The sequence below is a fragment of the Rhizobium sp. BK538 genome (assembly GCF_014197575.1).
Lineage (GTDB): Bacteria > Pseudomonadota > Alphaproteobacteria > Rhizobiales > Rhizobiaceae > Rhizobium.
In genome coordinates this window covers 124647-137335 of the sequence record NZ_JACIFT010000014.1, presented here as the reverse complement: position 1 = coordinate 137335, position 12689 = coordinate 124647, and the positions used below count along the sequence as shown (strand labels likewise).

Annotated in this window: 9 protein-coding genes; 4 read left to right on the top strand and 5 right to left on the bottom strand. The window is 59.8% G+C overall.

Going from position 1 to position 12689, the window contains the following annotated elements; translation table 11 throughout:
• Positions 1-93 precede the first annotated feature (93 nt).
• Entirely contained in the window at positions 94-303 is a 210-nt protein-coding gene (locus FHX09_RS18860; RefSeq protein WP_007801121.1) for a DUF2842 domain-containing protein, read from the bottom strand.
• A 112-nt stretch (positions 304-415) separates the two neighbouring features.
• Between FHX09_RS18860 and FHX09_RS18855 the strand changes: the two genes are divergently transcribed.
• Positions 416-1519 carry a COX15/CtaA family protein gene (locus tag FHX09_RS18855; protein WP_007801123.1) on the top strand — a complete coding sequence of 368 codons (1104 nt, stop codon included), beginning with the start codon at positions 416-418 and terminating at the stop codon, positions 1517-1519.
• 26 nt (positions 1520-1545) lie between these two features.
• Here FHX09_RS18855 and FHX09_RS18850 read toward each other — a convergent pair whose 3' ends face one another.
• Positions 1546-1944 carry a cupin domain-containing protein gene (locus FHX09_RS18850; RefSeq protein ID WP_132592244.1) on the bottom strand — a complete coding sequence of 133 codons (399 nt, stop codon included), beginning with the start codon at positions 1942-1944 and terminating at the stop codon, positions 1546-1548.
• Between the two features lie 347 nt (positions 1945-2291).
• Entirely contained in the window at positions 2292-5117 is a 2826-nt protein-coding gene (locus FHX09_RS18845; protein ID WP_132592246.1) for a ribonuclease E/G, read from the bottom strand.
• A gap of 719 nt (positions 5118-5836) precedes the next feature.
• Between FHX09_RS18845 and FHX09_RS18840 the strand changes: the two genes are divergently transcribed.
• From FHX09_RS18840 to prfB, 3 genes are all read left to right on the top strand, one after another.
• Positions 5837-7015 carry an N-acetylmuramoyl-L-alanine amidase gene (locus FHX09_RS18840; RefSeq protein WP_132592248.1) on the top strand — a complete coding sequence of 393 codons (1179 nt, stop codon included), beginning with the start codon at positions 5837-5839 and terminating at the stop codon, positions 7013-7015.
• Between the two features lie 243 nt (positions 7016-7258).
• Positions 7259-9706 (top strand): penicillin-binding protein 1A, encoded by a 2448-nt coding sequence (locus FHX09_RS18835; RefSeq protein ID WP_132592250.1) that lies wholly within the window; start codon positions 7259-7261, stop codon positions 9704-9706.
• Between the two features lie 100 nt (positions 9707-9806).
• A protein-coding gene (gene prfB / locus FHX09_RS18830) for a peptide chain release factor 2 (RefSeq protein WP_132592252.1) occupies positions 9807-10938 on the top strand; the annotation gives its coding sequence in 2 pieces (ribosomal slippage) (positions 9807-9875 and positions 9877-10938; 1131 coding nt in all).
• Positions 10939-11046: 108 nt separating this feature from the next.
• Here the strand turns inward: prfB and FHX09_RS18825 are convergent.
• Together FHX09_RS18825 and FHX09_RS18820 are read right to left on the bottom strand one after the other, a co-directional pair.
• The gene (locus tag FHX09_RS18825) at positions 11047-11562 is read right to left on the bottom strand and encodes a hypothetical protein (RefSeq protein ID WP_132592254.1); all 516 of its coding nucleotides are present in this window, start codon (positions 11560-11562) and stop codon (positions 11047-11049) included.
• Between the two features lie 3 nt (positions 11563-11565).
• The gene (locus tag FHX09_RS18820; protein WP_132592256.1) at positions 11566-12339 is read right to left on the bottom strand and encodes an NAD kinase; all 774 of its coding nucleotides are present in this window, start codon (positions 12337-12339) and stop codon (positions 11566-11568) included.
• Positions 12340-12689: the final 350 nt, after the last annotated feature.

The window sequence follows — 12689 nt, the reverse complement described above, 5'->3', positions numbered from 1 at the left end:
GCGCGGAGAATAGGGTAGCAGGGCATCCATTTCGTTTATGGGCCACGACGCACCGTGCTTTCCGTCGATCACGGTTATCCTGACGTTAACGGCTCACTGCTGCTTCGGCCCTGCCATCCATTTGATGATAACCATGGCGGGAAGAACCCACAGCAGCCCGGTCAGGAAAAAGTAGAGGAGTTGCCCCCACCATGGAGCGTTGCCGAGCGTCGCGACTGCGATCGTGTTTGCAAGCACCGCGTAGGCGAGTACGAGCACGACGATCAGGATCGTACCGATAAATTTCCGGAGGCGGACAGGCATCAGATATCTTTCGCACTGGTGTTGAACTGCCGCGACGGCATGCCGCAAAGGTTCGGGGCTTGTTTTGCATGAGCCGCTCAGGCAAATCAACTACCGGACGTAAGGAGCAGCCATGGCCATCGCGAACTTGAGCACCGAACAGCAGATATTGGGTGAGATACGCCGGCAGGAGGGCAATCGCCGGGCTGTTCGCATTTGGCTGGGCTTTGTGCTCTTGGCACTGTTCTGTCTCGTGATCGTCGGCGGCGCCACCAGACTTACGAATTCGGGCCTGTCGATCACCGAGTGGAAGCCGATCCACGGCGTGATTCCGCCTCTGAGCGCCGCGGAATGGGACGAGGAATTCAAGCTCTACCAGCGCATTCCCGAGTATCAGCAAATAAATGACGGAATGACCATCGACGAGTTCAAGGGCATTTTTTGGTGGGAGTGGGCCCACCGTCTGATTGCACGCGGCATTGGTGTCATCTTCGCGTTGCCGTTGCTCTATTTTTGGGTAACAGGAAAGGTGGAGCGACGGCTGCGCTGGCCTCTCTTCGGAATTCTGATGCTGGGTGGACTGCAGGGCGCGATCGGCTGGTGGATGGTATCGTCAGGGCTCTCCGTCCGAACCGACGTCAGCCAGTATCGGTTGGCAACGCACCTTGTCATGGCCTGTCTCATCTTCGCGTCCTGCATGTGGATCATGCGAGGGCTTTCCCCTCACTCCGATGATCCGGCGCCCACGCCGGGCTCGCATGTCTGGGCCGCTGTGATCGCCGTTTTTGCGTTTTTTCAGATCTATCTCGGTGCGCTCGTCGCTGGCCTCGATGCCGGCTTTACCTACAACACCTGGCCGTTGATGGACGGCTCCGTCGTTCCCTCCGACCTATTGATCCAGCAACCGGCCTGGATCAATTTCTTCGAGAACCCCAAGACGGTGCAGTTCCTCCATCGGCTGGGTGCCTACACCCTGTTTGCAGTGACGCTGGTCAACATGATCATTGCCCTTGCTGCAGCGCCGTCCACGACGCATGCTCGACGCGCCGTCGTTCTCTTTGTGCTAGTGATGGCTCAGGCGGCGATTGGAATCGCCACCTTGTTGTTGCAAGTCCCGCTTCATTGGGGGCTGCTGCATCAGGGCGGAGCCCTCGTGGTCCTTGGTTTCGCGATCGCGAACTGGCGGGCGTTTTACGGAGAATACCCGCACGAGACCGCGATTGCCGAGCGGGATTGAGGTGCGTCGAGCGCACTCACCAAGGCTCATTCGTCGGGCTGAACCAGCTCCGACACCTTCCTGACGACGTAGGTCGCAAGCTCGGATGCCTTGCCGTCGCCCACGTTCTTCGCCACATGCGCCACTCCGTCGGGAATGAACAAGGCCTGGCCGGCCTTGATCGTCAGGGGCTCTTTGCCTTCAAGTTGATACTCAATCACGCCGTCGAGGACATAGGCAATCTCTTCGCCTGGATGCCTGTGTTTGATTGACACCGCGCCGGGCTCAAGATCTACCCGAACCTGCACGGCTTCATGGCCAGGAATGCTTAGATCGCCTTTTACAATATCGGTGCGCTGGAGCTGTGGCTGTTGCGCGTAAGCGGGTTGCTCGGCAAGCGCGCACCCCATCAACAAAGCCGCCGCCATCATCTGTTTCATGTCCATATCGCCTCTCCCGTGCCTGCTGGCCATACCCGTTGATCACAGGTGTAATTCAACCGGAGACGTGTATCCCCGATGTGTCGACAAGGGTGGCACTTTGTAAGAGTACGTAGCAGCCTTCGTCAGCGGTCCTTAGGGGCCATCATCTGGCTATCAGCGGTAGGCATCCGGCCCGGAACATCTGCGCCGCGACAAACGCTTGCTCAGGCATGGTCGCGCTATCCAAGGTGGTTTTGACCTGCGCTCCTTCGCTACGGAGCAGGTGAGACGTCGATCTCACGAGAGCATAAAAGATCCGGCTGCGTCGCCGCAACCGGATCGTATTGCTTATTTATCGCCGAAGATCAGTCTTAGAAAAAACCGCGGCGCTGCCACCAGCCAGCTTTCTTCGGCTTGCCGTCACCTTCACTTTCCGCGGCATCGCTGCGCGTCGACTTAACCGTCGGTTCAGATGAAGAGATGTTCGACTCCCTGTTGGCGCGGACAGGCTTTGCGTCTTCGACGGCCGGCGTTGCGAGGTCTGCGGCTGCAGACTCGGCTTCAGCTTCCGCGGTCGGTGCCGCTTCCGCCGCGGCCTCTTCCACAACGGGCTCCTCGATCGGAGATGCCTTGCGGCTACGACGTGCGCGCTTCGGCTTCACGTCCTCAGTAACCGAGGCGCCTGTTTCAACAGCTGCCATCGCTGGCTGAGCTTCGACTGCTTCGTCAGCGGCAGCTTCGATCACCTCGGCGGCGGTTACCTCTGTCTCGCCATCCTCAGCACCGTCACTTGCCACTTCCGCCGCAGAAGCTTCTTGCTCGCCGCCTTCCTCGCGGTTGCGGCGGCCGCCGCGCTTGCCACGACGGCGGCGCTTGCGGCGCTGGGTCTCATCACCTTCGTCACGCGTTTCCGAGGTGGTGGCGACGCTCTGGTCGCCTTCATCCTCGTCATCGCTGCCGGTCTGGTCGCCTTCCTCAGCCTCGGCAGAGTTGCTGTCGGTGGCTACCGGCTCGCCGTTGCCGTTACGGCCCCGACGACGGCGGCGGCGCTTGCGCTTGCGGCCCTCTCCATCGCCTTCGGCGCGCTGTGCCGGACGTTCAGCGGCGGCCGGCTTGGCCTCCAGTTCCTCTTCTTCCTCCTCGTCGACTTCGACCACGATATCGTCGTCGTCATCGGGAATGGCGGCAAAGTTGAACAGGCTTTCGATCTTGACCGGGTTCTCGACCGGCTCGCCGCGGTCGATCGCAAAGTGCTGCGAGCCGACAGAGCCGTCTGCGTCGATAATGATCGCAACGCCGAAGCGGACTTCGTAGTCGACGATCGTCTGGCGCTTGTGATTGAGCAGGTACAGCGCAATATCAGGCGTCGTGCGAACCGCGATGTTGTGCGTCGTGTTCTTGAGCAGGTATTCCTCGATGCCGCGCAGGACATGCAGGGCAACCGAGGACTGCGAACGGACGTGGCCGGTGCCGCCACAATGCGAGCAGACCTGCGTCGTCGATTCGAGAACGGAAGCGCGGATGCGCTGGCGCGACATTTCGAGAAGACCGAAATGCGAGATGCGGCCGACCTGGATGCGGGCGCGGTCGTTCTTTAGGCATTCCTTCAGCTTCTTCTCGACGGCGCGGTTGTTGCGCTTCTCTTCCATGTCGATGAAGTCGATGACGATCAGGCCCGCAAGGTCACGCAGGCGAAGCTGTCGGGCGATCTCTTCGGCCGCCTCGAGGTTCGTCTGGAGCGCCGTATCTTCGATCGAATGTTCGCGGGTCGAACGGCCGGAGTTGACGTCGATCGAAACCAGCGCTTCTGTCTGGTTCATGATCAGGTAGCCGCCCGACTTCAGCGTCACCTGCGGCTGCAGCATGCGGTCGAGCTGCGCCTCGATGCCGGAGCGCGAGAAGATCGGGTGGATGTCGCGATAAGGCTGAACCACCTTGGCGTGGCTCGGCATCAGCATTTTCATGAAGTCTTTCGCTTCACGATAGCCTTCCTCGCCGGCGACGATGATCTCCCCGATATCCTTGTTGTAGAGGTCGCGGATCGAGCGCTTGATAAGTGAGCCTTCCTCATAGACGAGGCAGGGAGCGGTCGACTGCAGCGTCAGCGTGCGGACGTTCTCCCAAAGACGCATCAGATATTCGAAGTCGCGCTTGACCTCGACCTTGGTGCGATTTGCGCCCGCGGTGCGCAGGATGACGCCCATGCCCTGGGGCACTTCGAGCATGCGCGCGATTTCCTTCAGGCGCTTGCGGTCCTGCGGGTTGGTGATCTTGCGGGAAATGCCGCCGCCACGGGCGGTGTTCGGCATCAGAACCGAATAGCGGCCTGCCAGCGACAGGTAGGTGGTGAGCGCAGCACCCTTGTTGCCGCGTTCTTCCTTGGCGACCTGAACGAGCAGGATCTGGCGGCGCTTGATGACCTCCTGGATGCGATACTGCTTGCGCGGCTTGCGCTGGACGCGATCGGGAACTTCCTCCATGGCATCTTCGGCGCCGACTGATTCGATCACTTCCTCTTCGTGGTCGTGATCGTCGTCATCGTCGTCATCGCTGCGGCGGCGCGCGTCGACCTCTTCGGAGATCGAGTCCGTCTCGACCATTGCAGCCATCTCGTTGCCCGAGGAGCCTTCGTCATCGTTGTCAACAGTGGCTTCGCTGGCAGCCTCATCGCTTGCCGGCGCTTCGGCAGCCGGCGCTGCCTTCTTGCGGCTGCGGCGGGGCTTTGCCTTCTTGGCCGGTGCTTCCTCGGCAACTTCCGCAACGGCCTCGACCGTCTCGATTACGGCAGCAGTTTCTACCTCTGGCGCGGCTTCCGCTGTAGGCGCTTCGACACCGACGTCCGGCTGCTCTTGGGTGGAGAGATCGACCGGTGCCGTCTCGACATGTTCGACGTCGTCGTCGCGGCGATGCTCTTCGGCTTCGGCGCGAAGCAGGGCCTGACGATCGGCAAGCGGGATCTGATAGTAGTCGGGGTGAATTTCGGCAAAGGCCAGGAAGCCGTGCCGGTTGCCGCCGTAATCAACGAAGGCGGCCTGCAGCGAGGGTTCGACCCTCGTTACCTTTGCGAGATAGATATTGCCGCGAATCTGCTTCTTGTGCTGCGACTCGAAGTCAAATTCTTCTATGCGGTTTCCGCGAACGACAACAACGCGCGTCTCTTCCTCGTGAGACGCGTCGATAAGCATCTTGTCTGCCATGTAAGCTGTGCTCCTCGGCGCGGTCGAACGTCAGCATCCGCTTGTGTCGATGAGACAGAAGAGGTGCGGCTCGTCATTGCAGCGCCGGATAATGAAAGTCGCGATTGGTGCGGTGTGGAAGGCAGCAGCCAGACAGCAGCGGGGGAGATATTCTCCCGGGGCCTGTAGACTTCAGATAAAACCTGCTGCGACACCATCAAAGACCAAGCGAGATCGACAAAACTAAGACCTTGTTCAGGTCCGATGAGTTTGCTCTCTCTGTAAAGAGCGGTTGGTGGCTATCCACCGATGAAGTTCCCGCATACGCCGGAAAATTCAGGATCCAATTTCGAGTGGAAACACATATGACGGCAGACGATTGCCGGTTGTGGCGCCAGTTCCTTATCGGTTTGGCTGCCGTGCAGGCGACTCTATCCCGTCAGCACTTCTACCCTAAAAATCCTTGTATGTTTTCTCTGTCACAATAGCAAGGGAAAAGCCAAATGTGCCATAATATTGATGGATTTTGGAAGGCATAGAAAATCGGGGATTAAGGGCCCCGATTCGGCTCCGCGGCCGCGAAGGACGTCGACACGGGCAATTTCGCGTTTACCGGGAGAACTTGATCGGAATGTTATTTAAGGTGTGGCGGTCGATTGTTTAAGAGGGTACGACCCGCGACGGTGATATCCGGATGGCGGAGGACGAAGGTTGCGGGTGCGTTCGTCGCTGTGGCGGCGATGGTTTTTGTATGTCTTCCGGACGTGAGAGCAAATGATGCAGCCAAGGTTGAGCCTTTGCTCGCCTACGGTGCCCGCATCATCGGCGACGATGCACGCACCCGTATCGTCATCGATTTCGATCGGGCCCCGGATTTTTCGGTCCATTACATCGCCAATCCCGAACGCGTGGTGATCGATCTGCCCGCGACGGCCTTCGGGTTCCCAACCGCCGACCTCGAGGCGAGGGGGCTATTCAAGGACATCCGTTACGGAAGGATGGATCAGGACAGTGCGCGCATCGTACTGACGGCCAAGAAGCCGGTGAAGATGGAAGTCGCCAAGGTTCAGGCGGATGAGGACGGCAAGGGGCATCGTCTCGTCCTCGATGCTGCAATGACGGACAAGGACAAGTTCATCGAACTGGTCAAGGCCCAGTCATGGAGCGATCCTTCGCCTCAACAGACGACCAGTGCGATTCCTGCGCCGGAGAAGCCGGCCAACGGCGATTTCATCATCGCTGTCGATGCCGGTCACGGTGGGATCGACACGGGCGCGATCGGCGTCGATACCAAGACGCAGGAGAAGGACGTAACGCTCGCATTCGCCAAGGCGCTGGCCGATCGCCTCAACCGCGAGTCCGGCATCAAGGCGTTTCTGACGCGAAAGGACGACTCGTTCCTGTCGCTGTCCGAGCGTGTGGAGATCGCCCGTCAGAACCATGCAGGCCTCTTCATTTCGATGCATGCCGACACCCTGAAGCAGAAGGATATTCGCGGCGCGACAGTCTACACGATCTCCGACCGGGCCTCGGACAAGCTCGCCGCCGATCTCGCCGACCGCGAAAACCTTTCCGACCAGATTGCCGGCAAGGAGACCGTGGCCGAGCCTCCCGAAGTCGCCGATATTCTGCTCGACCTGACACGCCGCGAAACGCAGGCTTTCTCGATTTCTCTGGCAGAGAGCGTGCTCGCGTCTTTCAAGGATCAGGTGGGGACAATCAACAATCCGCATCGCCATGCCGGCTTCCGCGTTCTGCAGGCGCCAGATGTGCCGTCTATCCTGTTGGAACTAGGCTTCCTTTCGAACAGGGAAGACGAAAAACTGCTCCTCGATGACGGATGGCGGGGAAAGATGGCGGACCTGCTGACGGAGGCGGTGAAGCACTATCGAATGGCGATGGTTGCAAATGGCGGCTAAGTTCAGCCGTGGCGCAGATGCGACACTTGCTCGGGTAACGCAATTGCAATGTGGGAATAGCGCTTCAAGGCCCTATTTTACTCACATTCACGCCGTTACTCAGGCTTGTGTTTCCATAGGTGAAACGGAATCGGCTTGTGGCGAAAACGCTCATGGAGTAAGTCGCCCAACACGCAAGATGCCCCGATCCATGCGATGGTTATGCTCGCGCCGATCGATGATTGAGATACCGGTAGCTTAAATATGATTAGACTTCTTGGATATTTCTTCGGAGTGGCTTGCGTCCTGTTCCTGGGCGTGGCGGCTGTTGTTGCCGTTTACCTGGCAACCGTCACGAAGGACCTTCCAGACTACGCAGTGCTGAGCAGCTACGAGCCGCCGGTGACGACCCGCGTGCATGCAGGCAACGGTGCGCTGATGGCGGAGTACGCCAAGGAGCGCAGACTTTTCCTGCCGATTCAGGCGGTTCCCGATCGCGTCAAGGCTGCATTCCTGTCTGCGGAAGACAAAAACTTCTATCAGCATCCCGGCATCGACGTTACTGGCTTTGCGCGCGCAGTCGTTGCCTACCTGACCGGCGGTCCGACGCAGGGTGGTTCGACGATCACGCAGCAGGTCGCCAAGAACTTCCTGCTTTCCAGCGAACAGACGATGGAGCGCAAGGCGAAGGAAGCGATCCTCTCCTTCCGTATCGAGCAAGCCTACAGCAAGGACAAGATCCTTGAGCTGTACCTGAACGAGATCTTCTTCGGCCTGAACTCCTACGGTATTGCGAGCGCCTCGCTCACCTATTTCAACAAGTCGGTGAACGAACTGACGATCGCCGACGCGGCCTATCTTGCCTCCCTGCCGAAGGGCCCGGCCAACTATCATCCATTCCGCCATCCCGAAGCAGCGGTCACCCGTCGTAATTGGGTCATCGATCGCATGGTCGAAAATGGCTATGTCAGCCAGTCTGACGGTGCCGAGGCCAAGAAGCAGCCGCTTGGTGTTACCGGTCGCAGCAGCGGGCCTTCGCTCTTTGCATCCGGCTATTTCGCCGAGGCGGTCCGCCGCCAGTTGATCGAGCAGTACGGTGAGAAGATGCTGTACGAAGGCGGACTGTCCGTTCGTACCTCCTTTGATCCTGCGCTGCAGGTCTTCGCGCGCAAGGCGCTGCAGGACGGCTTGACGACCTATGACGAGCGCCGCGGCTTCCACGGCCCAATCAAGCAGATCGACACGACGGCTGACTGGGGCAAGGCGCTGGCCGATATTCCGGCGCTGACCGACGTGTCCGAATGGCGATTGGCAGTTGTACTGGCCGTTTCCGGCGACAGCGTCGACATCGGACTTCAGCCGCCGAAAGACGGCGCCGGCAAGATTCCTGCCGAGCGTGAGCGCGGTGTCATCGAGGCCAAGAACATGCAATGGGCGTATCGCTCGGCTGCCGGCCGGAAGACGGTCAAGTCGCCGGAGGGCGTCCTGTCCGCCGGCGATGTCGTCTACGTCGAGCGGTTGGGCGACGACGGTTCCAATTCCTACCGGCTTCGCCAGCCGCCGAAGGTCGAGGGCGGCCTGGTCGCAATGGATCCGAAGACCGGTCGCGTGCTTGCGATGGTCGGCGGCTTCTCCTACGCGCAGTCGGAATTCAACCGCGCGACCCAGGCGATGCGCCAGCCGGGATCGTCCTTCAAGCCGTTCGTCTACGCGGCGGCCATGGACAATGGCTATACGCCGGCTTCAGTTGTCAGCGACGACCCGCTCTCGATCCAGACCGGCAATGGCCAGGTATGGGCGCCGGACAATTATGAAGGCGAGGGCGGTGGCGCCAATACCCTTCGCTTCGCCATCGAGCACTCGCGCAACCGCATGACGGTGCGTCTTGCCAACGACCTCGGCATGAATGTTGTTGCCGAATATGCCGAGCGCTTCGGTATCTACGATCACATGATGCCGGTTCTCGCCATGTCTTTGGGCTCCGGCGAGACCACGGTCCTTCGCATGGTGTCGGCCTATTCGGTCATCGCCAACGGCGGCAAGCAGATCAAACCGACGCTGATCGACCGGATCCAGGATCGCTACGGCCGCACGATCTTCAAGCACGAGGAGCGCGTCTGCGAGGGCTGCAATGCCAGCGAATGGCAGAACCAGGACGAGCCCAACGTCGTCGACAATCGCGAAACTGTTCTTGACCCGATGACCTCCTACCAGATCACCTCGATGCTGCAGGGCGTCGTGCAGCGTGGTACCGCTGCCGGCAAGATCGATCTCGGTGAGCGTGACGTTGCTGGCAAGACCGGTACGACGAACGACGAGAAGGACGCATGGTTCGTTGGCTTCACGCCGGATCTCGTCGCCGGTCTTTATATCGGCTTCGACTCGCCTTCGACGCTCGGCCGCGGTGGCACGGGTGGCTCGCTGTCGGCGCCGGTCTTCAACGAATTCATGCAGGCAGCCGTTAAGGACATGCCGGCGTCCAAGTTTGTCATTCCCGCCGGGATGAACCTCATTCCGATCGACCGCAAGACCGGCATGGCTGCGGCGCAGGGCGATCCGAACACGATCATCGAAGCTTTCAAGCCGGGCACTGGTCCTGCCGACAGCTTCTCGGTTATCGGCATGGACAACACCATGGCGCCCGAGGAGATTTTGAAGACCTCTCCGCAGGCCAATCAGGCCGTGCAGTCCGGCGCTGGCGGACTCTACTAAACCTTCCCCCGAACAGTTGTGGCGGCTGCGGCTCTTTACATCCGCAGCCGCCACAATTATTTGACGGGCAACTTTCGAAGCAACGCAAAGAAGCAGGAAAATGCGAGCGGAAATCCAGAACATGGTCGATGAAACCAAGCAGGCTATCACCCTGCTGAGGAGGCATCTTTGACTGGGACCAGGCGGTAAGACGACTGGACTGGTTGAACAACAAGGCAGAGGATCCGAACCTCTGGAACGATGCGCAGGAAGCACAGAAGCTGATGCGCGAGCGCCAGCAGCTGGATGACGGCATCAATGGCGTGAGGCAGCTCGAGCAAGAGCTCACCGACAATATCGAGCTCATCGAGATGGGCGAGGAAGAGGGCGATGAGAGCGTCGTCAAGGACGCCGAAGACGCCCTCAAGGGATTGAAGGCTGAGGCTGCCCGCCGTCAGGTGGAAGCGATGCTTTCGGGCGAAGCCGACAGCAACGACACCTATCTCGAAGTTCACTCCGGCGCCGGCGGCACGGAAAGCCAGGACTGGGCCAACATGCTTCTGCGCATGTATACCCGCTGGGCGGAGCGTCAACGCTTTAAGGTCGAGCTTCTCGAAGTTCACGATGGCGAAGAAGCAGGAATCAAGTCCGCGACGCTGCTCGTCAAGGGGCACAATGCCTATGGCTGGCTGAAGACCGAGTCGGGCGTTCATCGCCTCGTTCGAATTTCGCCCTATGACAGCAACGCGCGCCGTCACACGTCCTTCTCGTCGATCTGGGTTTATCCCGTCGTAGACGACTCGATCAACATCGAGATCAACGAAAGCGATTGCCGCATCGACACGTACCGTTCGTCGGGCGCGGGTGGCCAGCACGTCAACACGACCGACTCGGCCGTGCGCATCACGCACATTCCGACGGGTATCGTGGTCGCCTGCCAGCAGGAACGCTCGCAGCACAAGAACCGTGCCAAGGCCTGGGACATGCTGCGTGCCCGCATGTACGAGGCGGAATTGAAGAAGCGCGAAGAAGCAGCGAACGCGGAAGCGGCGTCCAAGACCGACATCGGCTGGGGACACCAGATCCGCTCCTATGTTCTGCAGCCTTATCAGCTGGTCAAGGACCTGCGCACCGGTGTGGCAAGCACGGCGCCGGGCGATGTCCTGGACGGTGAACTCAACGAGTTCATGGAAGCGGCGCTCGCCCACCGCATCAGCGGCAAGCCGGACGCGGTCGTAGACGACGTCGACTGATCACTCCGAAGTGTGAATTTGAAGAAGGTCCCGAAAGGGGCCTTTTTTGATTCAATCATAAAAGCCTGCTTGTTGGGGATTCTCGTGCGGAAGAGCAGCAACAACGCTTTAGTTGCTTGCCTTGCCAACGGTAACCTCACCGAATTCGTCGATGACAACTGTCCACGTTTCCGATTCCGCATCCGGGTCGGTCTTTAGGTAGACCATTGCGAAAAGGCCAGGCTCCTTGAGCATGCCGGATGAGCTTTCAGGCCGGATGTCGGTGACATATGGCTTTAGATCGTTGAGTTCCTGCAATTCCACGGTCGAGGCAATCGCAGGCCCACCAGCGCCCTGTTCGATCTGTTGCAGATAGATTTTGGCCGTCCGGTCTGTTTGCCTGACAGCAAACAGTTTGTAATAGCCGTGGCGCGGTTTTGCCGGAGCGGCAGCTGCCGCCGAGGTCCGAGGAGCTGAAGGTGCCCGTTGGACGACAGGCGTCGTGCCGTCGTCCTCCCAGTAACCCGTGCTTGTCGCGAATATGATCGAAGCCGGCAGGGTTGCGTCTTCGGCCGCAGCGGTTCGAGCGCAGAGTGCGATCGCGGCGAGCAGCAGTGCGCAAAGCGTCGTTCGTCGCAGACTCATCTCTCAGTCCTCAAACTGCTCGGCAAGAATTCGATCGGACCATGATCGATCAGGATCGGAAAGAATGCGCGCCGTGGTATGTTCCGACTGAGCGATGCGAATGTGAAGCACCGATTTGACTTCCGTGTTGTCGGCAACCGCGTTGACCGGGCGCTTCTCGGCCTCGAGGATGTGAATATCGACCGTCACCTTGTTTGGCAGAAGCGCGCCGCGCCAACGCCGCGGCCGGAACGCGCTGACCGGAGTCATCGCCAGAAGAGGTGCGTCAAGCGGCAGGATCGGCCCATGGGCCGAGAGGTTATAGGCCGTCGAACCCGCGGGCGTTGCCACCATCAGACCGTCGCAGATGAGTTCGTCGAGCCGGACGACGCCGTCCACCTCGACCCGCAGCTTGGCGGCCTGGTAGGATTGCCGGAACAACGACACCTCGTTAATGGCAAGTGCTGTCGAATTCGTGCCGTCTGAATTCGCCGTTGTCATTTGCAACGGGTGAAAAGCGTTTTCGACGGCTGCGCAGATCCGATCCTGCAGGTTCTCCGTTCGGTAGTCGTTCATGAGGAAGCCGATGGAGCCGCGATTCATGCCGTAGACAAGCTTGCCGGAATTCATTGTGCTGTGCAGGGTCTGCAGCATGAAGCCGTCGCCACCAAGGGCGACGATCACGTCGGCATCATCAGGGGGCACGTCGCCATAGATGCGAATCAGCTCTTCCCGCGCCGCCAGCGCCTCGGTTGCCGAGGAGGCAAGGAAGGAAAGCGTCTGAAATGAACGGCCCATGTAATTCCTTTGTTGTATTCAATGAACGATAACATAGTCTTGGCGTCTAGGCGCCAACAAAAGCCGATTTTGTCAAGTGCATCTGCGGCGCCGGGTGAAGCCAACGTCAACTTGAAGAGTCGCGATCACGCCCGCCCGACGCCTCGTGGCCGCTCTCTTCCGCGCAGGCACTGCGGTTCACGGCCCGCCTGCCGGACAAGCCCATGAAGCCCTGGCTGGTGGCTGAAGGGCGATTGAATAGGGGGAGTCGCGTTCGCCGCCTTTCACTGCAGGGACAGTGCTAACATCTGTTGCGACGAGAGGCTCCCGGAGGAAGGACACCCCAGCTCGATTTCGGCCTCACGCTCGTC